This window comes from uncultured Paracoccus sp. (assembly GCF_937873615.1).
Lineage (GTDB): Bacteria > Pseudomonadota > Alphaproteobacteria > Rhodobacterales > Rhodobacteraceae > Paracoccus.
Genome location: NZ_CALMYP010000066.1, coordinates 68,294 through 91,509, shown reverse-complemented (window position 1 = coordinate 91,509; position 23,216 = coordinate 68,294). Strand labels below are relative to the sequence as shown.

Sequence of the window (23,216 nt, the reverse complement as noted above, 5' to 3'; positions counted from 1 at the left end):
AAGTGAGAGCCGGGGAGAAATCCCCAAACTTGGAGTTAACCGTGGATAGAGCACAAAAAGAACAGGTGGTCGAGGAACTCGGCCAGATCTTTGAAAGCTCTGGCGTCGTGGTGGTTGCCCACTACGAAGGGATGACGGTTGCACAGATGCAGGACCTGCGCGCGCGTATGCGCGAAGAAGGCGGGTTCGTTCGCGTTGCCAAGAACAGGCTCGCCAAGATCGCCCTGGAAGGCAAGCCCTGCGCAAGCATCGGCGAATACCTGACGGGCATGACCGTGCTGTCCTATTCGGAGGACCCTGTGGCTGCGGCCAAGGTCGCCGATAAATACGCCAAGGATAACGAGAAATTCGTGATCCTCGGCGGTGCCATGGGCGACACGGCCTTGGATCCGGCCGGTGTCAAAGCCGTCGCCGCTATGCCGTCGCGCGAGGAGCTTATCGCTTCCATCGTCGGCTGCATCGGCGCACCCGCTTCGAACATCGCCGGTGCGATTGGCGCCCCTGCTTCGAACATCGCGGGCATTCTTTCGACGCTCGAAGAGCGCGAAGCTGCCTGATGCAACATCTTCCCGACGTGTGGACGAAATCCGACGTTGGAACACAAACTTGGAAAGAACGGAAAAATGGCTGATCTGAAAAAACTCGCCGAAGAAATCGTGGGCCTGACCCTGCTGGAAGCCCAGGAACTGAAAACCATCCTGAAGGATGAGTATGGCATCGAGCCCGCCGCCGGCGGCGCTGTCATGATGGCTGGCCCGGCTGCTGCCGGTGCAGAAGCCGCTGAAGAGAAGACCGAATTCGACGTCGTGCTGACCGACGCCGGCGCCAACAAGATCAACGTGATCAAGGAAGTGCGCGGCATCACCGGCCTGGGCCTGAAAGAAGCCAAGGATCTGGTCGAAGCCGGTGGCAAGGTGAAAGAAGCCGCTGCCAAGGACGAAGCCGAAGAGATCAAGAAGAAGCTCGAAGCGGCTGGTGCCAAGGTCGAGCTGAAGTAATCCGATCTTCGGATGAAGACATGGGCAGGGTCCGGGAATTTCCCGGTCCCTGCCGAACCTGTCTTGAAGGGCGCTGATCCGATGCCTAGATGGCATCAGCTTCCTTCAGGGCATGTTCAGGTTCGGGAGCCGCGCGGTGGGACGGGCGGCAGGTATTGAACCGGGAACCCCTGACATTCGCAGACCGCGCGAACCGGGCCCCGACGGTGCGCGCGCGTCAAGACGAAAGGTTGAAGACCCCATGGCGCAGTCCTATGTCGGCCAGAAGCGCATCCGGCGCAGCTACGGCAATATCCGCGAAGTTCTGGAGATGCCGAACCTCATCGAGGTTCAGAAATCCTCCTACGATCTGTTCCTGAATTCCGGCGATGCGCCCTCCCACAGCGATGGAGAGGGCCTGCAGGGCGTGTTCCAGTCGGTCTTCCCGATCAAGGATTTCAACGAGACCGCGACGCTGGAATTCGTGAAATACGAGCTGGAAAAGCCGAAATACGACGTTGACGAATGCCAGGCCCGCGACATGACCTATGCCGCGCCGCTGAAGGTGACGCTGCGCCTGATCGTGTTCGATGTCGACGAAAACACCGGCGCCAAGTCGGTCAAGGACATCAAGGAACAGGACGTGTTCATGGGCGACATGCCCCTGATGACCCAGAACGGCACCTTCGTCGTGAACGGGACCGAGCGCGTCGTCGTGTCCCAGATGCACCGCTCGCCCGGCGTGTTCTTCGACCATGACCGCGGCAAGACCCATTCCTCGGGCAAGCTGCTGTTCGCCTGCCGGATCATTCCCTATCGCGGCTCGTGGCTCGATTTCGAATTCGACGCCAAGGATCTGGTCTTCGCGCGCATCGACCGCCGCCGCAAGCTGCCGGTGACGACGCTGCTCTATGCGCTCGGCATGGATCAGGAAGGCATCATGGACGCCTTCTACAACACCGTCGGCTTCAAGCTGCAGAAGGGCAAGAAGGGTTCCGAAGGCGGCTGGGTCACGCGCTTCTTCCCGGAGCGGATGCGCGGCTCGCGCCCGGCCTTCGACCTGATCAACGCCGCCACCGGCGAGGTCATCACCAAGGCCGGCGACAAGGTCACCCCGCGCCAGGTCAAGCAATTGCTGGACGGCGGCAAGGATATCGACCTGCTGATCCCGTTCGACCAGATCATCGGCCGCTTTGTCGCCAAGGACCTCGTCAATGACGAGACCGGCTTCATCTATGCCGAGGCCGGCGACGAGATCACCGCCGAATACAACAAGGATGGCGAGCTTTCGGGCGGCGTCCTGAAGGTGCTTCTGGACAATGACATCACCGATATCCCGGTTCTGGATATCGATAACGTCAATGTCGGCGCCTATATCCGCAACACCATGGCCGCCGACAAGAACATGAACCGCGAAGGCGCGCTCATGGATATCTACCGGGTCATGCGCCCGGGCGAGCCGCCGACCGTGGAAGCGGCCTCGGCCATGTTCGACAGCCTGTTCTTCGACAGCGAGCGCTACGACCTTTCGGCCGTGGGCCGGGTGAAGATGAACATGCGCCTCAACCTCGACGCCCCGGACACGCAGCGCACGCTGCGCCCCGAGGATATCGTGGCCTGTGTGCGCGGGCTGGTGGAACTGCGCGACGGCAAGGGCGAGATCGACGATATCGACCATCTCGGCAACCGCCGCGTCCGCTCGGTCGGCGAGCTGATGGAGAACCAGTATCGCGTCGGCCTCCTGCGCATGGAGCGCGCGATCCGCGAGCGCATGTCGCAGACCGAGATCGACACGGTCATGCCGCAGGACCTGATCAACGCCAAGCCGGCGGCGGCGGCGGTGCGCGAATTCTTCGGCTCTTCGCAGCTGTCGCAGTTCATGGACCAGACCAACCCGCTGTCGGAAGTGACCCACAAGCGCCGCCTCTCGGCGCTCGGGCCGGGCGGTCTGACCCGCGAGCGCGCGGGCTTCGAGGTCCGCGACGTGCACCCGACCCATTATGGCCGGATGTGCCCGATCGAAACCCCGGAAGGCCAGAACATCGGTCTGATCAACTCGCTGGCGACCTTCGCCCGCGTCAACAAATACGGCTTCATCGAAACCCCCTATCGCAAGGTGATCGAGGGCAAGGTGACCGATGACGTGGTCTATATGTCCGCGACCGAGGAAATGCGTCACACCGTGGCCCAGGCCAACGCCCAACTGGACGAAGACGGCAAGTTCGTGAACGAGCTGGTCTCGACCCGTCAGGCCGGCGACTTCATGCTGAACCCGGTCGATGCGGTGGACCTGATCGACGTGTCGCCGAAACAGCTGGTTTCGGTCGCCGCGGCCCTGATCCCCTTCCTTGAGAACGACGACGCCAACCGCGCCCTGATGGGTGCCAACATGCAGCGTCAGGCGGTTCCGCTTCTGCGCGCCGAGGCGCCGTTTGTCGGCACCGGCATGGAAGGCACCGTGGCCCGCGATTCCGGCGCCGCCATCATGGCCCGTCGCGGCGGTGTCATCGACCAGGTCGATGCGCAGCGTATCGTTGTGCGCGCCACCGAAGATCTGGGCGCGGGCGATGCCGGCGTGGACATCTATCGTCTGCGCAAGTTCAAGCGTTCGAACCAGTCCTCGACCATCAACCAGCGTCCGCTGGTGACGGTGGGCGAGAAGGTGGTGAAGGATCAGGTCATCGCCGACGGTCCGTCCACGGATCAGGGCGAGTTGGCCATCGGCCGGAACGTGATCGTCGCCTTCATGCCGTGGAACGGCTATAACTACGAAGACTCGGTCCTGATTTCGGAGCGGATCCACCGCGACGACGTCTATACCTCGATCCATATCGACGAATACGAGGTCGCCGCCCGCGATACCAAGCTTGGGCCCGAAGAAATCACCCGCGACATCCCGAATGTGGGCGAGGAAGCGCTTCGCAACCTCGACGAGGCCGGGATCGTCTATATCGGTGCCGAAGTGGGCCCGGGCGACATTCTGGTGGGCAAGATCACCCCCAAGGGCGAAAGCCCGATGACGCCGGAAGAAAAGCTTCTGCGCGCCATCTTCGGTGAAAAGGCTTCGGACGTGCGCGATACCTCGCTGCGTCTGCCGCCGGGGGCCTACGGCACCATCGTCGAGGTTCGGGTCTTCAACCGTCACGGCGTCGACAAGGACGAACGTGCGCTGCAGATCGAGCGCGAGGAAGTCGAGCGCCTGTCGCGCGACCGCGACGACGAACTGGCGATTCTGGAGCGTAACATCTACGCGCGCCTGAAAACGCTGATCTCGGGCAAGACCGCCGTGAAGGGGCCGAAGGGCATCAAGGCGAACAGCATCGTCGATGACGAGCTGATGGCTTCGATCTCGCGCGGTCTCTGGTGGCAGCTGGCCATCGGCGACGAGGACACGGCCAAGGAAGTCGAGGCCCTGCACGACCAGTTCAACGCCCAGAAGAAGGCGCTGGACAACCGCTTCGAAGACAAGGTCGAGAAGGTCCGTCAGGGCGACGACCTGCCTCCGGGCGTGATGAAGATGGTCAAGGTCTTCGTCGCGGTGAAGCGCAAGCTGCAGGCCGGCGACAAGATGGCCGGTCGTCACGGCAACAAGGGTGTCGTGTCCAAGGTCGTCCCGATCGAGGACATGCCTTTCCTTGCTGACGGGACTGCGGTGGACATCGTGCTGAACCCGCTCGGCGTGCCGTCGCGGATGAACGTGGGTCAGATCCTCGAAACCCATATGGGCTGGGCCGCGCGCGGTCTGGGGATCCAGATCGACGATGCGCTGGAAGCCTTCCGCAACGGTTCGGGCGACATGGCCGGCGTGCGCGACGCGATGAAGAACGGCTATGGCGACGAGATGTATGCCGAAACCTTCGACGGCATGGCCGACGACCAGCTTCTGGTCCATGCCAATGCCGTGCGCGCGGGCGTGCCGATCGCGACCCCGGTCTTCGACGGGGCCAAGGAAGGCGACGTGGACGACGCGCTGCGTCGGGCCGGTTTCGACACTTCGGGCCAGTCCATCGTCTTCGACGGCCGCACCGGCGAGGCTTTCGCCCGCCCGGTTACCGTCGGCGTCAAGTATTACCTGAAGCTGCATCACCTCGTCGACGACAAGATGCACGCCCGTTCGACCGGTCCCTACAGCCTCGTCACGCAGCAGCCGCTGGGTGGTAAGGCGCAGTTCGGCGGTCAGCGTCTGGGTGAGATGGAGGTCTGGGCGCTGGAAGCCTATGGCGCCGCCTATACCCTGCAGGAAATGCTGACGGTGAAGTCGGACGACGTTGCTGGCCGGACCAAGGTCTATGAAAGCATCGTGAAGGGCGAGGACAATTTCGAGGCCGGCGTTCCGGAATCGTTCAACGTTCTCGTCAAGGAGGTCCGGGGTCTGGGCCTCAACATGGAACTCCTGGATGCGGAGGAAGAGGAATAACGGCAGCCGCCGTCCGGCGGGGCAATCGGCCCCGCCATCCTCATCCCCCCGCGCCACTCATTAGGATTTGAAAATGAACCAGGAACTCGCCACCAACCCCCTGAACCCGCTGGCCCAGCCGCGGCAGTTCGACGAAATCAAGATCTCGCTGGCCTCGCCCGAAGAAATTCTGGCCTGGTCTTACGGCGAGGTGAAGAAGCCCGAAACCATCAACTACCGCACCTTCAAGCCCGAGCGCGACGGTCTGTTCTGCGCGCGCATCTTCGGGCCGATCAAGGATTACGAATGCCTCTGCGGCAAGTACAAGCGCATGAAGTATCGCGGCCTCGTCTGCGAGAAATGCGGCGTTGAAGTCACCCTGCAGAAGGTCCGACGCGAGCGTATGGGCCATATCGAACTGGCCGCGCCGGTCGCCCATATCTGGTTCCTGAAATCGCTGCCGTCGCGCATCGGTCTCATGCTGGACATGACGCTGCGCGATCTGGAACGCATCCTCTACTTTGAAAACTACGTCGTGATCGAGCCGGGTCTGACCGACCTGACCTATGGCCAGCTCATGACCGAGGAAGAATATCTCGACGCGCAGGACCAGTTCGGCGCCGACGCCTTCCAGGCCGATATCGGGGCCGAGGCGATCCGCACCATGCTGGCCAATATCGACCTGGAACTGACCGCCGAACAGCTGCGCGAGGAGCTTAAGGAGGCCACCGGCGAATTGAAGCCGAAGAAGATCATCAAGCGGTTGAAGATCGTCGAAAGCTTCCTCGAATCCGGCAACCGTCCGGAATGGATGGTCATGACCGTGATCCCGGTCATTCCGCCGGAACTGCGCCCGCTGGTGCCGCTGGATGGCGGCCGTTTCGCGACCTCGGACCTGAACGATCTCTATCGCCGCGTGATCAACCGGAACAACCGTCTGAAGCGCCTGATCGAGCTGCGCGCGCCCGATATCATCGTGCGCAACGAAAAGCGGATGCTTCAGGAATCGGTCGATGCGCTGTTCGATAACGGCCGTCGCGGCCGGGTCATCACCGGCAACAACCGTCGCCCGCTGAAATCGCTTTCGGACATGCTCAAGGGCAAGCAGGGCCGCTTCCGGCAGAACCTGCTCGGCAAGCGCGTCGACTTCTCGGGTCGTTCGGTCATCGTGACCGGCCCGGAACTGAAGCTGCATCAATGCGGGCTGCCGAAGAAGATGGCCTTGGAACTGTTCAAGCCGTTCATCTATTCGAAGCTTGAGGCGAAGGGTTATTCCTCGACTGTCAAGCAGGCCAAGAAGCTGGTCGAGAAAGAGCGTCCCGAGGTCTGGGATATCCTGGACGAGGTGATCCGCGAGCATCCGGTGCTGCTGAACCGCGCGCCGACGCTGCACCGTCTGGGCATTCAGGCCTTCGAGCCGATCCTGATCGAAGGCAAGGCGATCCAGCTGCACCCGCTGGTCTGTTCGGCCTTCAACGCCGATTTCGACGGCGACCAGATGGCCGTGCACGTTCCGCTTTCGCTGGAAGCCCAGTTGGAAGCGCGCGTGCTGATGATGTCGACGAACAACGTGCTGTCGCCCGCCAACGGCGCGCCGATCATCGTGCCGTCGCAGGACATGATCCTTGGTCTCTATTACACGACCATGATGCGCGAAGGCATGAAGGGCGAAGGCATGCTCTTCACCAATGTCGACGAGGTCGAACATGCCCTTGCCGCCGGCGAGGTGCATCTGCACGCCAGGATCACCGCGCGCCTCAAGCAGATCGACGAGGATGGCAACGAGGTCATGCAGCGCTTCGAGACCACGCCGGGCCGGTTGCGGCTTGGCGCGCTGCTGCCGCTGAATGCCAAGGCGCCGTTCGAACTGGTCAACCGCCTGCTGCGCAAGAAGGACGTGCAGCACGTCATCGACACGGTTTACCGTTATTGCGGCCAGAAAGAGGCGGTGATCTTCTCGGACAAGATCATGGGTCTCGGCTTCCGCGAGGCGTTCCGTGCCGGCATCTCCTTCGGCAAGAACGACATGGTGATCCCCGACAACAAGTGGGACATCGTGGGCGAGGTGCAGGATCAGGTGAAGGAGTTCGAGCAGCAATATCTGGACGGTCTCATCACCCAGGGCGAGAAGTACAACAAGGTTGTCGATGCCTGGTCGAAATGCAACGACCGCGTCACCGATGCCATGATGTCCACCATCGCCGCCACCCGCAAGGACGAGAACGGCGCCGAGATGGAACCGAACTCGGTCTATATGATGGCCCATTCCGGCGCCCGGGGTTCGGTCACCCAGATGAAGCAGCTCGGCGGGATGCGCGGCCTCATGGCCAAGCCGAACGGCGAGATCATCGAGACGCCGATCATCTCGAACTTCAAGGAAGGTCTGACCGTTCTTGAATACTTCAACTCGACCCACGGCGCCCGGAAGGGTCTGTCGGATACGGCGTTGAAGACGGCGAACTCGGGCTATCTGACCCGTCGTCTGGTCGACGTGGCGCAGGACTGCATCGTGCGCGAATACGATTGCGGCACCGAGCAGGCGATCAACGCCTCGGCTGCGGTCAATGACGGCGAGGTCATCTCGCCGCTGAGCGAGCGCATTCTGGGCCGGACCGCCGCCGAGGACGTGCTGGTTCCCGGCACTGATGAGGTGATCGTCCGCCAGGGCGAGCTGATCGACGAGCGCAAGGCCGACGAGGTCGAGGCGGCGGGCGTGCAGAACGTGCGCATCCGCTCGGCGCTGACCTGCGAAAGCGAGGATGGCGTCTGCGCCATGTGCTATGGCCGCGACCTGGCCCGTGGCACGCTGGTCAATATCGGCGAGGCGGTCGGCATCATCGCTGCCCAGTCCATCGGCGAGCCGGGCACCCAGCTGACGATGCGGACCTTCCACATCGGCGGCGTCGCCCAGGGCGGTCAGCAATCCTTCACCGCCGCGAACCAGGAGGGCACCGTGTCCTTCGAGAACGAGGCGACCATCACCAATGACGCGGGCGAACTGATCGTCATGGCGCGGAACATGGTTCTGAACCTGATGAACAAGCAGGGCGAGCCTGTCGCCTCGCACAAGCTGTTCTACGGCTCGAAGCTGATGGTGAGAGAAGGCGAGGAGGTCATTCGCGGCCAGAAGCTGTTCGAATGGGATCCCTATACCCTGCCGATCATCGCCGAGAAGCCCGGCGTGGCGAAATTCGTCGACCTCATCTCGGGCCTGTCGGTCCGCGACGATACCGACGATGCGACCGGCATGACCCAGAAGATCGTGACCGACTGGCGTTCGACCCCGAAAGGTGGCGATCTCAAGCCCGAGATCATCGTCATGGGTGCCGATGGCGAACCGGTGCGCAACGACCAGGGCAACCCGGTCACCTATCCGATGTCGGTGGACGCGATTCTGTCCATCGAGGACGGGCAGGAGATCAAGGCCGGCGACGTGGTGGCCCGTATCCCGCGCGAAGGCGCCCGGACCAAGGACATCACCGGGGGTCTGCCCCGCGTGGCGGAACTGTTCGAAGCCCGTCGTCCGAAGGATCACGCCATCATCGCCGAGATCGACGGCTATGTGCGCTTCGGCAAGGACTACAAGAACAAGCGCCGCATCAGCATCGAGCCGGCTGACGAGAACCTCGATGCCGTCGAATACATGGTGCCGAAAGGCAAGCACATCCCGGTGCAGGAAGGCGACTTCGTGCAGAAGGGTGAGTATATCATGGACGGCAACCCGGCCCCGCATGACATCCTGCGGATCATGGGGATCGAGGCGCTGGCCGATTACCTGATCGACGAGGTGCAGGACGTCTATCGTCTGCAGGGCGTGAAGATCAACGACAAGCATATCGAGGTGATCGTTCGCCAGATGCTTCAGAAGATCGAGATCCTGGATTCGGGCGACACCACGCTTCTCAAGGGCGAGCATGTCGAACGCGACGAGTTCGAGGAAGAGAACGCCAAGATCGCCGCCAAGGGTGGCAAGCCCGCCACGGGCGAGCCGGTGCTTCTGGGCATCACCAAGGCGTCGCTGCAGACCCGCAGCTTCATCTCGGCGGCCTCGTTCCAGGAAACCACGCGCGTGCTGACCGAAGCCGCCGTTCAGGGCAAGCGCGACAAGCTGGTCGGGCTGAAGGAAAACGTCATCGTCGGCCGGCTGATCCCGGCCGGGACCGGTGGCGCGACCATGCGCATGAAGAAGATCGCGACCGACCGCGACAACGAGGTCATCGAGGCCCGCCGCGCCGAGGCAGAAGCCGCCGCCGCGCTGGAAGCCCCGGCGCCCCTGGAAGAGGTGGTCGATGTGTCCTTCGAAGAGGTCCCGACCGAGGAGTGATCCTTGACCTCTAACGCCATGGAAAGGCCCGGCCTGTGTGCCGGGCCTTTTTCCGTGCCGTCCGTCCTGTGCCGCCTTTCGCGTGTCGGCACAGCAGCATTGAATCGCAGCCCTGCTATCCCTAGATTTGGTCCATGCAGGGGGTCCGCACCGCCGATCTTGGGATGCGCGCCCTCGGGCTTGAAAGGAAGAACATGACCGATATCATTCATTCGCATCCCGTGCTGCCGCTGCGCGATATCGTGGCGTTTCCGCATCTGGTCGTGCCGCTTTTCGTCGGTCGCGACAAATCCGTGCGGGCGCTGGAAGCGGTCATGGCCGAGGATCGTCCGATCCTTCTGGCGACGCAGAAGGACGCGTCAGTGGATGAACCGACCGACGAAGGCATCTTTCGCATCGGGGTTCTGGCCAATGTGCTGCAGCTTCTGAAACTGCCCGATGGCACCGTGAAGGTGCTGGTCGAAGGGCAGCGCCGCGTGGAAATCACCAAATTCCTCGACAATCCCGATTATTTCGAGGCCGAGGCCACGCCGCTGATCGAAGAGCAGGGCGATGCCGACACGGTTGCCGCGCTCAGCAAGGCCGTGGCCGAGGAATTCGAGAAATACGTCAAGATCCGCAAGAACATCCCCGACGAAGTCGTCTCGACCGTTTCGGAAACGACCGAGGCCGACCGCCTGGCCGATCTGGTCGCCGGTCATCTGGGGATCGAGATCGCCAAGAAGCAGGAATTGCTGGAAACCCTGACCGTCGCCGAGCGACTGGAGAAGGTTTACGGGCTGATGCAGGGCGAGATGTCGGTTCTGCAGGTCGAGAAGAAGATCAAGTCGCGCGTCAAGACCCAGATGGAGAAGACGCAGCGCGAATACTATCTGAACGAGCAGATGAAGGCCATTCAGAAGGAACTCGGCGATAGCGAGGAGGGCGGCGATGAGCTGGCCGAACTCGAACAGAAGATCGCCGCGACCAAGTTCAGCAAGGAGGCCCGCGAGAAGGCGGACTCCGAGCTGAAGAAGCTGAAATCCATGTCGCCGATGTCGGCCGAGGCCACCGTCAGCCGCAATTACCTCGACTGGCTGCTGGCGCTGCCCTGGGGTGTGAAGTCGCGCACCAAGAAGGACCTGACCAAGGCCGAGGAAGTGCTGGATGCCGATCACTACGGCCTCGAAAAGGTCAAGGAACGGATCGTCGAATATCTGGCCGTGCAGGCGCGCAGCCAGAAGCTGAAGGGCCCGATCCTCAGCCTCGTCGGACCGCCCGGCGTGGGCAAGACCTCGCTTGGCCGCTCGCTGGCGAAGGCGACGGGGCGCGAATTCATCCGCATCTCGCTTGGCGGCGTGCGCGACGAATCCGAGATCCGCGGCCACCGGCGGACCTATATCGGCTCCATGCCCGGCAAGATCATCCAGGCGCTGAAGAAGGCCAAGACCACCAACCCGCTCATCCTGCTCGACGAGATCGACAAGATGGGGCAGGATTTCCGTGGCGATCCGGCTTCGGCCATGCTGGAGGTGCTGGACCCCGAACAGAACTCGACCTTCGTCGACCACTATCTTGAAGTGGAATACGACCTGTCGAACGTCATGTTCGTCACCACCGCCAACAGCTACAACATGCCCGGCCCGCTGCTCGACCGGATGGAGATCATTCCGCTGGCCGGCTATACCGAGGATGAGAAGCGCGAGATCGCGCGCCGTCACCTGCTGCCCAAGCAGATCAAGGCGAACGGGCTCAGGAAGGGCGAATTCAGCGTCAGCGACGAGGCCCTGAACCACGTCATCCGCTACTATACCCGCGAAGCTGGGGTCCGCTCGCTTGAACGCGAGATCGCCAAGCTGGCCCGCAAGGCGGTGACCGAGATCCTGAAGGGCAAGGCCAAGTCCGTCGAAGTCGGCCCCGAAAAGGTCGAGGAATATCTGGGTGTGCGCCGTCACCGCTATGGCCTGGCCGAGAAAGAGGATCAGGTCGGCGTGGTCACCGGTCTGGCATGGACCCAGGTCGGCGGCGATCTGCTGCAGATCGAGGCGCTGCGCCTGCCCGGCAAGGGCCGCATGAAGACGACCGGGAAACTGGGCGAGGTGATGAAGGAGTCGATCGACGCGGCTTCCAGCTTCGTGCGTTCGATCTCGCCCGAGCTTGGCATCAAGCCGCCGGAATTCGAGAAGCGTGACATCCACGTTCACGTTCCCGAAGGGGCCACGCCCAAGGACGGGCCTTCGGCGGGTCTGGCCATGGTGACCTCGGTCGTGTCGGTGATGACCGGCATCCCGGTCCGCAAGGATGTCGCCATGACCGGCGAGGTCACGCTGCGCGGCAATGCGCTGGCCATCGGCGGGCTGAAGGAGAAGCTTCTGGCGGCGCTGCGGGGCGGCATCAAGACCGTGCTGATCCCGGAAGACAACGCCAAGGATCTGGTCGAGATCCCCGATAACGTGAAGGAGGGGATGACGATCATTCCGGTCTCGAACGTGCGGGAAGTCCTGAAGCACGCGCTGGTGCGGATGCCTGAACCCGTCGAATGGGACGAGGCGGCCGAGGAAGCCGCCGAGGCCGCCCGCCAGGCCGCCGGGCGCGGCGATCAGGGCGGGGCCGCACAGACGGCGCACTGAGGTTCGCAGACAGATCGAAGGGCGCGGGGGCAACTCCGCGCCCATTCTCATGTCCGCCATGGCGTCAGGCGGGATGGCAATACGGAAGATCAGTCAGATCATTGGCCTCTCGAATGCGGCTGTGACCGGGCGCGTCTAAGCCAGATTCGCGCGATTTCATGCCTGAAGATGCCGCAGCGCCGGAAATCGAACCTGTGCGCGCGGCAAAACAGGTTCAGAAGACTTAGGAACCTGCGTAACCGATTGAAATATATGGTGGGTGATAACGGATTTGAACCGCTGACATCTTCGATGTGAACGAAGCGCTCTACCGCTGAGCTAATCACCCGTGCGGCGGTTCATAACGGTCCCTGCTGGCACAGGCAAGGGGGCGCACAGGTTTTTCACGGTTCCGCTGGCTAATGCTGGCACATAGTTTCAGCGCCTCGATTCTTGACCAGAGGATGACGTTCTCTACGAAGGCGAAAGCTGAGCGGAAGACCGTGAGGCACTCGTCGCATCGGGCTGCCAAGCGTAGCAGTATTGGCCGACCGCTCCGCCTGTTCGTGACTGACGATATCATCGTGGAGTATGTGGAACGACATTCCGCGAAACAACGCCACCGGCACCAGCCGGCGTGTCGTTGATTTCAGTGGTGAGCCCAACAGGATTCGAACCTGTGACCCACTGATTAAAAGTCAGTTGCTCTACCAACTGAGCTATGGGCCCATCACAGGGCGCTTACCTAGTTTTCGCGGCGGGGAGGGTCAAGCACAAAAACACCGATCTGGCGAAAAGTTTTCGGGCGCACTATATGGCAGGCATGGAACACGCCCGCACCCCCGGCCTGCCCTTCATGAAGATGCATGGGCTCGGCAATGACTTCGTTGTCGTCGACCTCCGCCACGGGGTCGAGGCGCCTGATTCTGCCACCATCGCGGCCATTGCCGACCGGCATTTCGGGGTCGGTTTCGACCAGTTGGCGACCATTGACCACGACGATCACGCCGATGCGCGGCTGGTCTTCTTCAACGCCGACGGTTCTCGTTCGGCGGCTTGCGGAAATGCGACACGGTGCATCGCGCGCTTTCTGATGGATGGCACCGGCAAGAGCCGGCTCAGCCTGCGCACCGATCACGCAATCCTCATGGCAGAGGATGCGGGCGGCGGGCTGACCCGCGTCAATATGGGGCCGCCGGTGCTGGACTGGCAGGCGATCCCGCTGGCGCAGGATCTGGACACGCTGCACCTGCCGATTCCCGGCGATCCGGTCGCGACCGGGATGGGCAACCCGCATATGACCTTTTTCGTCGACGATGCCGATGCGGTCGATCTGGACCGTTTTGGGCCGGAACACGAACACCACCCGCTTTACCCGCAGCGGACCAATGTCGAGGTCGTGCAGGTGCTCTCTCCCGAGGAAATCAGGCTGCGCATCTGGGAACGCGGGACCGGGCCGACGCTGGCTTCGGGGTCGTGCTCCTGTGCGGCGGCGGTGGCGGCGGCGCGGCGCGGGCTGACCGGGCGCAAGGTTACGGTGAACGTGCCGGGCGGGCAGCTGATGATCGACTGGCGCGAGGATGGGGTCTGGATGACCGGACCGACCGCGCATGTCTTCGACGGGGTCTGGCGGGGATGAGCGGGGCGGATAAAGCGCCGGTCTTTTCCACCCATGGCTGCCGGCTGAATGCCTACGAATCCGAGGCCATGCGTGAGATGGCCGAGGCCGCCGGCCTCAAGGGCGCGGTGATCGTGAACACCTGCGCCGTGACCGCCGAGGCCGTGCGCAAGGCCCGCCAGGACATCCGCCGCCTGTCGCGCGAAAACCCCGACGCCCCGATCATCGTCACCGGCTGCGCCGCCCAGACCGAGCCCGAGACCTTCGCCGCCATGCCCGAGGTCACCCGCGTTGTCGGCAACAGCGAGAAGATGCGCCCCGAAACCTGGGCTAGCCTGACCCCCGACCTGATCGGCCAGACCGAACGGGTGATCGTCGACGACATCATGTCGGTGACTGAAACCGCCGGCCACCTGATCGACGGCTTCGGCCGCCACCGCGCCTATGTGCAGGTCCAGAACGGCTGCGACCACCGCTGCACTTTCTGCATCATCCCTTACGGCCGCGGCAATTCGCGTTCCGTCCCGGCGGGCGTGGTCGTCGACCAGATCAGGCGGCTGCGCGATCGCGGCTTCAACGAGGTGGTGCTGACCGGGGTCGACCTGACCTCATGGGGCGCCGATCTGCCGGGCCAGCCGCGCCTCGGCGATCTGGTGATGCGGATCCTGAAACTGGTGCCGGATCTGCCGCGTCTGCGCATCTCCAGCATCGACAGCATCGAGGCCGACGAGAACCTGATGGCCGCCATCGCGACCGAGCCGCGCCTGATGCCGCATCTGCACCTGTCCTTGCAGGCCGGCGACGACATGATCCTGAAGCGCATGAAGCGCCGCCACCTGCGCGACGATGCCATCCGTTTCTGCGAGGAAGCCCGCCGGTTGCGCCCCGACATCGTCTTCGGCGCCGACATCATCGCCGGCTTCCCGACCGAGAGTGAGGCGATGTTCGAAAACTCGCTGAAACTGGTGCAGGACTGCGGCCTGACCTTCCTGCATGTCTTCCCCTATTCGGCGCGTCAGGGCACGCCCGCCGCCCGGATGCCGGCAGTGAACGGCAATGCCGTCAAGTCCCGCGCCGCCCGGCTGCGCGCCGCCGGAGATGCGGCGCTGCGCGCGCATCTGGACGCGCAAAAGGGCCGCAGCCATCGCATCCTGACCGAAGGCCCGAGGGTTGGCCGGACCGAGCAATTCACCGAAGTCGCCTTCGACCGCGACATGCCGGAAGGCGCGCTGATGGAGATGACCGTCACCGGCCATGACGGGGTGCGGCTGAAGGTTTGAAAGGCTGGTGCCAAGTTCTGCGTTGCGGGACGAAGCCGACCTTCGCCGTTGTTACACTAATGGCTGCTTTGCAGCGAGCATGCTATCAGGCGGTCTAGCCCATTTTCTTTCGGGAAAGGACGACATTTGTTCAAGGCAGTTCCGATTTTCATAAGCGTGTTGGCTTTGGCTGTCTCCACTGGCAGCCTATATCTCAGCTTTCTGAGTTTTCGAAGCGGCCAGCTTCCACCGGAAGTGAGCACCCGACTCAATGAATTCGAATTGGTCAGTAATCCAATATCGGTTTCCGCGAAGTTCGATTTTTCGGTATCGAATCATTCTTCGCGCCAGTTGTTCATTGTGAAATGTGAGATTGCAACTGACGGCCTAAACGGTGGGGGCGGCAGCTATGGTAAGTGGTATTCACCGTGTGGTATTGAGGAGTTCAATGCAACCGGAGGGCTTGAGCTTTCTCCCGGTCAAACCGAGTTCTTTTCTGTTTTACATCGCCAGGACTTAGATAGCTATGATCCGGCTCTGGCCCTAGAGCTAATGGGCATTGAGCTTGTCTCTATCGAAGCCTCGTTGGCTAAAGGCCCCTGCACCGCGCGAATGTCTGTCGGTCGTGCAAGCGCAGGAATGAACCAAAACTGCGCGCTTATGCAATCGCCAACTGACCAATTTCCGAACCGTAGACCAACTCAAAAGGTGTTCGATCTAGTACTGCAAACGGGAACCGGAGATTTAATCAGAGCACCAATATACCTATCCGTGTGGCAGCCGTGGCCTTGGGGCACGTAGCACACCCAAGTGACAGAGGTCGCGTCATGCATATTCGTCCTTCAAGGCTTTCATCTGAACACGCGCTGCTCAGTCATCGTTCGTCGGGCAAACAGAAAAGGCGGACGTCCGTGCAGCCTGCAGCATTCGTTACTCTGGCCTCCGACCAGACATATGACAGCGCATCGTTCTCGTTCTGTATCAGCCACCCTTATCCGACAGCTCGGCCTTTCGCATAACGGGCCAGCCGCTCGGCCAATGTCCCGGTATGCAGTTCGAACAGGTGATTATCGGCGTCGTGGAAATAGATCGAGCGCCCCTCGCCCGCGACCCGGGGCCGGCTTTCGCGCAGATCCAGCCCCAGATTGCGGATCGCGGTCAGGCGGGTGTCGTAATCGGACTCAGCGATCTTGAAGGCGACGTGGTTATAGCTGCGCGCGGGCAGCGGATCGCCCTGCATCGTGGCCACCCAGATGCCGCCGATGTCGAAGAAGCGCTCGGGTGAGATCGAAAACTCCGTGCCCGCACTGTCATAGATCTTTCGCGCGTTCAGAACCCGGGTCAGGATCTCCTCCATCCGGTCGAGGTCCTGGCAGATGAAGGTGATATGGCTCAGCCCTTTGGTCATCTTTCCTCCCGCTCTGGCAATTGGCGCATGATGCGCTAGAACCGGCGGACGAAGGAGGCGCCCATGTCCGACCAGCCGACCCCGATGATGGCCCAGTATCTCGCGATCCGCGAGGCCAATCCGGGTGCGCTGCTGTTCTATCGCATGGGCGATTTCTACGAGATGTTCTTCGACGATGCGGTGGCGGCGGCGGCGGCCCTCGACATCGCCCTGACCAAGCGCGGCACCCATCTGGGAGAGCCGATCCCGATGTGCGGCGTGCCGGTTCATGCCGCCGAAAGTTACCTGCTGACCCTGATCCGCAAGGGTTTTCGCGTCGCCATCGCCGAGCAGATGGAGGACCCGGCCGAGGCCAAGAAGCGCGGCGCGAAATCGGTCGTCGCCCGCGATGTGGTGCGGCTGGTCACGCCCGGCACGCTGACCGAGGAATCGCTGCTGGAAGCGCGGCGGCACAATTTTCTGGCCGCCTTCGCGTCGGTGCGCGACGAAAGCGCGCTGGCATGGGTCGATATTTCCACCGGCTCGCTGCGGGTCATGGCCTGCCCGCCCGCGCGGCTGGCCCCGGAACTGGCGCGGATCGGTCCGCGCGAATTGCTGGCCATCGAGGGCAGCGGGCTGGACGAACTCGCCACCGAATCCGGCGCGGCCCTGACCGAAATCGGGGCGCAGAATTTCGACAGCGCCGCCGCGACAAGGCGGCTGGCGGCGCTGTTCAAGGTCGAGACGCTGGACGGATTCGGCAGCTTCTCGCGCGCCGAACTGGCGGCGATGGGTGCCCTTGCCGCCTATCTGGAACTGACCCAGAAGGCGCAGCTGCCGCTGATCCGCCCGCCTTTGCGCGAGGAAGCGGCGGGCGCCATGCAGATCGACGCCGCGACCCGGCGCAATCTGGAACTGGTGCAGGCGCTGTCGGGCGGGCGCGAGGGCTCGCTTCTGTCGGCCATCGACCGCACCGCGACGGCGGCGGGCGCGCGGCTGCTGGAACGCCGGATTTCCGCGCCCTCGCGCGATCTTGCCACCATCCATGCCCGCCATGACGCGGTGGCGCATCTGGCAGCCGACGCCCGCCTGACCGCCGATCTGCGCGAGGCGCTGTCGCGCGTCCCCGACATGGACCGGGCGCTCTCGCGGCTGGCGCTGGAACGCGGCGGCCCGCGCGATCTGGCCGCGATCCGGGCCGGGCTGACACAGGCGATCGGCATCGCCGCCCTTCTGGGCGATGACAGCGTGGCTGTGCTGACTGACGCCGCGCGCGATCTTGTCGGCCATGACGGACTGATCGACCTTCTGGACGACGCGCTTGTGGCCGAGCCGCCGCTGCTGGCCCGCGATGGCGGCTTTGTCGCAACGGGCTTCGATGCCGATCTGGACGAGACCCGCCAGTTGCGCGACGAAGGCCGCGGCGTGATTGCGAAGATGCAGGGCGAATATGCCGATCTGGCCGGGGTCGCCAGCCTGAAGATCAAGCATAACAACGTGCTCGGCTATTTCATCGAGACCACGGCAACCCATGCCGAGAAGATGATGGCCCCGCCCCTGAACGAGACCTTCATCCACCGCCAGACCACCGCCAACCAGATCCGCTTCACCACCGTGCCGCTGTCGGAACTGGAGACCCGCATCCTCAACGCCCGCGACCGCGCGCTGGAGATCGAGCGCGGCATCTTCGCCCGCCTGCGCGAGGCGGTGCTTGCCGCCGCCGGCCCCATCGGTCAGGCGGCGCGGGCCTTGGCGGAAATCGACCTGAGCGCCGCTTTCGCCGATCTGGCGACGGGCGAGGGCTGGACCCGCCCGCAGGTCGACGAGACCCGCGCCTTCGAGATCGAGGCCGGACGCCACCCGGTCGTGGAACGCGCGCTGCGCCGCAAATCCGAGAGCTTCGTCGCCAATGACTGCGCGCTGACCGGCGGGGACACGCCGGCAATCTGGCTGCTGACCGGGCCGAACATGGCCGGCAAATCGACCTTCCTGCGCCAGAACGCGCTGATCGCCATCCTCGCGCAGGCCGGATCCTTCGTGCCCGCCGCCCGCGCCCATATCGGGCTGGTCAGCCAGCTGTTCAGCCGGGTCGGCGCGGCGGACGATCTGGCGCGGGGGCGATCCACCTTCATGGTCGAGATGGTGGAAACGGCGGCGATCCTGAACCAGGCCGACGACCGCGCATTGGTGATCCTCGACGAGATCGGGCGCGGCACGGCGACCTGGGACGGGCTGTCGATCGCCTGGGCGGTGATGGAACATCTGCAGGCGATCAACCGCTGCCGGGCGCTGTTTGCGACCCATTACCACGAATTGACCGCGCTTGCCGCCCGGCTGGACGGCGTCGAGAACGCCACCGTCGCCGTCCGCGAATGGGAGGGCGAGGTGATCTTCCTCCACGAGGTCATCAGGGGCGCCGCCGACCGATCTTACGGTGTGCAGGTCGCCCGTCTGGCCGGACTGCCTGACGCGGTGGTGACCCGCGCCCGCGACATCCTTGCCAGCCTCGAATCCGGGGAACGCGAGGGCGCCGCCAAGCCCGCCGCGATCATCGACGACCTGCCGCTGTTTCGCGCCTTGCCACCCGCGCCTGCGCCCGCCAAGGCAAAGGAAAGCGTCGCCGAGGCACGTTTGAAAGATACCCACCCCGACAGCCTGACCCCGCGCGAGGCGCTGGATCTGATCTATGAATTAAAGGGGTTGGTGGAATAACGGCCTAGATCGGCATCTTCACGAAGGCGTCGCGCAGGGCCTCGGACCAGGCATGAGACATTTCCGAGAATTGCGGGTCGTCCTTCATGATCCGGCGCTTGGTGCTGACACGGCAGGCATCGGTTTCGATCACCGCCAGATCCAGCGGCATCCCGACCGACAGATTCGACTTCATCGTCGAATCCATCGACAGAAGCGCCGCCTTCTGCGCGTCTTCAAGGCTGGTCTCGGGGGTGACCACGCGGTCGAGGATCGGCTTGCCGTATTTGTGCTCGCCGATCTGCAGATAGGGCGTGTCATCGGTCGCCTCGATGTGATTGCCCTCGGGATAGACGAGGAACAGGCGCATGTCGCCGCCCGCCCGCTGGCCGGCGACGATCATGCTGGCGGTGGCCTGACCCTGCTGCAACTCCGAATGGGCCGCGATCTCGCGCCGGGTGCGCGACAGGACATCGCCGATGATGTCGGCCACGCCCAGCATGGTCTCGGCCTTCATGATCGAGGTGGTGCCGTCGCTATCCGGGGAATCGACGGCCTCCTGCAGGCGGGCGATGGTGGTCTGGGTGACCGACAGGCTGCCGGCGGTCAGGATGCCGATCACGCGCTCGCCCGGCTCTTCGAAGAAGAACATCTTGCGATAGGTCGCGATATTGTCCAGCCCGGCATTGGTCCTTGTATCGGACAGAAGCACCAGCCCGTCATTCAGTTTCAGCGCAACACAATAGGTCATCTTCAACCCCGGAGATTCGTCAGCCGCGAGACCTACTGCGCCACTTCCTCGACCGCAACCTTCACATCGAGCTTTTCTGCCCCACCCATGACCGTGACACCACGGATCGGTGCCGCGTCCCGCGCGTCAAGACCGGAACCCGTGCGCACATAATGCTGGTTCGGGCAGGTCTTGTTGGCGGCGTCGAAGCCGACCCAGCCGAGGCCTTCGATGAAGATCTCGGCCCAGGCATGGGAGGCCTCATGCGCGTTGCCATCGGCATCCGCGTGCAGATAGCCCGAAACATAGCGTGCCGGCATGTCGCGCAGCCGGGCCAGCACCATCAGCACATGGGCATGGTCCTGACAGACGCCACCGCCGATGGCCAGGGCCTCGGCCGCAGTGGTGGCCAGCGTCGTCACGCCGCTTTTATAGGGCACATTGCTGTAGACCAGATGCGACAGTTCATGCGCCAGATCGAGGCGGGTCAGCTCATCCGAAGGGGTCGCGGCCAGATCGCGCAGGGCCGCATCGGGTGTCGTCGCCTCGGTGGTCTGCATATAGACGAAGGGGTTGACCATTTCGCGATGGCCGCGCAGCACGCCGGACAGGTCGGTGGTTTCGACCACGCCGTCGATGCGCACCGGCACCTGGGTGACCGGCCCGCGCAGGGTCCAGAGCTGGATCCAGTCGCCGGCGCCGTCGCGAAACCCCGCGCCCGGCTCTCCGGCCTCGCCCATGTCGACCTGCCAGTCGATGACCTTCTGGCCCTGGAAGACCGAAGGGCTCAGCCGCAGGCTTTGCACACCGAAACGCACCGGGTTTTCGTAGTTGTAGACGGTATGATGAGTGATCTTGAGCCGCATGTTCAGCCCCTGCCGTGAAAGTAATCGTCCTGGACGCAGCTCGCGATCTGTCCGATCTCGATAATGAAATCGGACAGGAACTCGTGCAGCCCCTCATCGAAGATCTCTTCGATATCCAGCCCCGCCAGCCGATCGGCCAGCGCCCGCGCCCGGTCCCGCGCGGTGCAGGGCACATCGCCGCCATAGCGGCGGGTCAGCGCCTCCAGATGCGATAGCGCCTCGTTGACCGAGGTGATCAGCGCGCGCGGCGCTTCGCCGTTCAGGATCAGGAAATGGGCGACGCGGCTGGCGCTGACATCGTCGCCATAAGCCCAGTGGAAAGACCGATGCGCCGACAGCGCACGCAGGATGACCTGCCACTGATAGCTGTCGAGACCCGAGCCGATGAATTCGACACGAGGCAACAGAACGAAATATTTCACGTCGAGCACGCGCGCGGTGGAATCCGCGCGCTCCAGCGCATAGCCCAGCTTCATGAAGCGGAAACCGTCATTGCGAAGCTGGGTCCCGTCGATGGCGCCCTGCACGGTATTGGCATGGCGGGCGACGAAATCGGCCAGATCGGCGGCGTCCTCCTGCCCCGGGCCGATGGCGCGCATCTCCTGCCAGGCGACGTTCAGCGCGTCCCAGACCCGGCTGGTCAGCGCGGTGCGCACGATGCGCCCGGATTCGCGGGCGTCATGGATGCAACTGGCCACGGATGAGGGGTTGTCGCGGTCGAAGAGCATGAATTTCTCCATGTTCTCCTCGGTCACATCGGCATAATTCGCGGCATAGCGATCCGCCGCGCCCGATGCGCGCAGCAGCGATTCCCATTCGTTGCGATAGCCTTCGACGGTGTTCGGCAGCAAGGTGATGCGCGCGCCTACCTCGAACAGGCGCGAGGCGGTTTCGGCGCGTTCCATGTGGCGGCCAAGCCAGAACAGGTTTGATGCGGTACGGCTGAGCATGATCGTTACCCCTTATTCCGACAGGACCCAGGTGTCCTTGACGCCCCCGCCCTGAGACGAGTTGACGACGAGGCTGCCCTCTTTCAGCGCCACGCGGGTCAGCCCGCCCGGCACCAGTTCGATCCGGTCGCCGCACAGGCAGAAGGGCCTGAGATCGACATGACGCGGCGCCACGCCCTCATCGACGAAGGTCGGGCAGGTCGACAGCGACAGCGTCGGCTGGGCAATGTAATTCGAGGGGTTCTTCTCGATCAGCTTGCGGAATTCCTCGATCTGCTTCTTGGTCGATTTCGGCCCGACCAGCATCCCGTAGCCGCCCGAGCCATGGACTTCCTTCACCACCAGATCGGCAAGGTTGTCCATCACGTATTTGTAGTCGTCCTGTTTCCACAGCGTCCAGGTATCGACATTCTTCAGGATCGGTTCCTCGCCCAGATAGAAGCGGACCATTTCCGGCACGAAGGTATAGATGGCCTTGTCATCGGCCACGCCGGCACCGGGCGCCGAACAGATCGAAACCCCGCCCGAGCGATAGACATCCATCAGCCCCGGCACGCCCAGCATGGAATCGCGGCGGAAGCACAGCGGGTCGATGAAGGCATCGTCGAGGCGGCGATAGATCACATCGACGCGCTTCGGCCCCTCGGTCGTGCGCATATAGACGAATTCGCCCTCGACAAAGAGATCCGCGCCCTCGACCAGTTCCACCCCCATCAGGTTGGCAAGGAAGCTGTGTTCGTAATAGGCGCTGTTGAAATGGCCCGGCGTCAGGATGACGACGCGCGGCCGGCCCACGCATTTCTTGGGCGCCACGCTTTCCAGCGTCCGGCGCAGGATTTCCGGGTAGCCGTCCACCGGCTCGATCCGGTTGCCACGGAACAGGTCGGGGAACATCCGCATCATGATCTCGCGGTTCTCCAGCATATAGCTGACCCCCGAGGGTGTGCGGCAATTGTCCTCAAGTACGAAGAACTCGTCGCGGCCGGTGCGCACCAGGTCGATGCCGATGATATGGCTATAGACCCCGCGCGGCGGCACGAAACCGACCACGGCCTTTTCATAGGCCTCGTTCTGATAGACGAGGCGCGCCGGGATGCGGCCTGCCCGGACGATCTCGCCCCGGCCATAGACATCGCGCAGGAAGGCGTTCAGCGCCTTGGCGCGCTGCTTGATGCCGCGTTCCAGCCGGCGCCATTCGCCCTGGGTGAAGACCCGCGGCATCATGTCGAAGGGGATCAGCCGGTCCGGATCGCCGCCCTCGCCATAGACGGCGAAGGTGATCCCGATGCGCCGGAACAGCGCCTCGGCCTCGGCCTGCTTGAGTTGCCGGAAATCGACCGGCATCTGCGCGACCCAGTCAGAGAGGCTTGCATAGGCCTCGCGGACCTTTTCGCCGTCGAACATCTCGTTGTAATACATCGGCCCCTCAT

14 protein-coding genes and 2 tRNA genes are annotated in these 23,216 nt (G+C 63.3%); 9 read left to right on the top strand and 7 right to left on the bottom strand.

Annotated elements, in window-relative coordinates:
* The first annotated feature begins 41 nt into the window (after window positions 1-41).
* The 5 genes from rplJ (at window position 42) to lon (ending at window position 12,306) form a co-directional block, all read left to right on the top strand.
* On the top strand, window positions 42-557 hold the full coding sequence (rplJ, locus tag Q0330_RS16345; protein ID WP_299481910.1) for a 50S ribosomal protein L10: 516 nt from the start codon (window positions 42-44) through the stop codon (window positions 555-557).
* A 66-nt stretch (window positions 558-623) separates the two neighbouring features.
* A complete protein-coding gene (gene rplL, locus Q0330_RS16340; RefSeq protein ID WP_299481908.1) occupies window positions 624-998 on the top strand; it encodes a 50S ribosomal protein L7/L12 in 375 nt (124 codons plus the stop codon).
* A gap of 241 nt (window positions 999-1,239) precedes the next feature.
* A complete protein-coding gene (gene rpoB, locus Q0330_RS16335; RefSeq protein WP_299481906.1) occupies window positions 1,240-5,394 on the top strand; it encodes a DNA-directed RNA polymerase subunit beta in 4,155 nt (1,384 codons plus the stop codon).
* Between the two features lie 73 nt (window positions 5,395-5,467).
* On the top strand, window positions 5,468-9,697 hold the full coding sequence (rpoC, locus tag Q0330_RS16330) for a DNA-directed RNA polymerase subunit beta' (protein ID WP_299481903.1): 4,230 nt from the start codon (window positions 5,468-5,470) through the stop codon (window positions 9,695-9,697).
* Window positions 9,698-9,891: 194 nt separating this feature from the next.
* Window positions 9,892-12,306 (top strand): endopeptidase La, encoded by a 2,415-nt coding sequence (lon, locus tag Q0330_RS16325; protein WP_299481900.1) that lies wholly within the window; start codon window positions 9,892-9,894, stop codon window positions 12,304-12,306.
* 253 nt (window positions 12,307-12,559) lie between these two features.
* Here the strand turns inward: lon and Q0330_RS16320 are convergent.
* Window positions 12,560-12,634, bottom strand: a tRNA-Val gene (locus Q0330_RS16320).
* A gap of 304 nt (window positions 12,635-12,938) precedes the next feature.
* Window positions 12,939-13,014: transfer RNA gene (locus Q0330_RS16315), tRNA-Lys, on the bottom strand.
* A 94-nt stretch (window positions 13,015-13,108) separates the two neighbouring features.
* On the opposite strand from Q0330_RS16315, the gene dapF reads away from it, so the two are divergent.
* The 3 genes from dapF to Q0330_RS16300 all read left to right on the top strand — a co-directional run bounded on the left by dapF (window position 13,109) and on the right by Q0330_RS16300 (window position 15,963).
* A complete protein-coding gene (gene dapF, locus Q0330_RS16310; RefSeq protein ID WP_299481897.1) occupies window positions 13,109-13,924 on the top strand; it encodes a diaminopimelate epimerase in 816 nt (271 codons plus the stop codon).
* The gene (mtaB, locus tag Q0330_RS16305) at window positions 13,921-15,183 is read left to right on the top strand and encodes a tRNA (N(6)-L-threonylcarbamoyladenosine(37)-C(2))-methylthiotransferase MtaB (protein WP_299481894.1); all 1,263 of its coding nucleotides are present in this window, start codon (window positions 13,921-13,923) and stop codon (window positions 15,181-15,183) included. Before dapF ends, mtaB begins: the two co-directional genes overlap by 4 nt.
* Before the next feature lie 126 nt (window positions 15,184-15,309).
* Complete coding sequence (locus tag Q0330_RS16300; RefSeq protein WP_299481891.1) at window positions 15,310-15,963, top strand: hypothetical protein; 654 nt, start codon at window positions 15,310-15,312, stop codon at window positions 15,961-15,963.
* A gap of 190 nt (window positions 15,964-16,153) precedes the next feature.
* Here the strand turns inward: Q0330_RS16300 and fosX are convergent, their stop codons facing one another.
* Entirely contained in the window at window positions 16,154-16,570 is a 417-nt protein-coding gene (fosX, locus tag Q0330_RS16295; protein WP_299481888.1) for a FosX/FosE/FosI family fosfomycin resistance hydrolase, read from the bottom strand.
* Between the two features lie 63 nt (window positions 16,571-16,633).
* Here fosX and mutS point away from each other — a divergent pair, with 63 nt between their 5' ends.
* Window positions 16,634-19,261: a DNA mismatch repair protein MutS gene (gene mutS / locus Q0330_RS16290; protein WP_299481885.1), complete on the top strand. Its 2,628-nt coding sequence runs from the start codon at window positions 16,634-16,636 to the stop codon at window positions 19,259-19,261.
* A 4-nt stretch (window positions 19,262-19,265) separates the two neighbouring features.
* Here mutS and Q0330_RS16285 read toward each other — a convergent pair whose 3' ends face one another.
* The 4 genes from Q0330_RS16285 to Q0330_RS16270 are packed head-to-tail and all read right to left on the bottom strand — an operon-like array spanning window position 19,266 to window position 23,205.
* A complete protein-coding gene (locus Q0330_RS16285) occupies window positions 19,266-19,991 on the bottom strand; it encodes a proteasome-type protease (protein ID WP_299481882.1) in 726 nt (241 codons plus the stop codon).
* Window positions 19,992-20,023: 32 nt separating this feature from the next.
* Window positions 20,024-20,836 carry a transglutaminase family protein gene (locus Q0330_RS16280; protein WP_299481879.1) on the bottom strand — a complete coding sequence of 271 codons (813 nt, stop codon included), beginning with the start codon at window positions 20,834-20,836 and terminating at the stop codon, window positions 20,024-20,026.
* 2 nt (window positions 20,837-20,838) lie between these two features.
* The gene (locus tag Q0330_RS16275) at window positions 20,839-21,786 is read right to left on the bottom strand and encodes an alpha-E domain-containing protein (protein ID WP_299481876.1); all 948 of its coding nucleotides are present in this window, start codon (window positions 21,784-21,786) and stop codon (window positions 20,839-20,841) included.
* Window positions 21,787-21,798: 12 nt separating this feature from the next.
* Entirely contained in the window at window positions 21,799-23,205 is a 1,407-nt protein-coding gene (locus Q0330_RS16270) for a circularly permuted type 2 ATP-grasp protein (protein ID WP_299481873.1), read from the bottom strand.
* Between the last annotated feature and the right edge of the window lie 11 nt (window positions 23,206-23,216).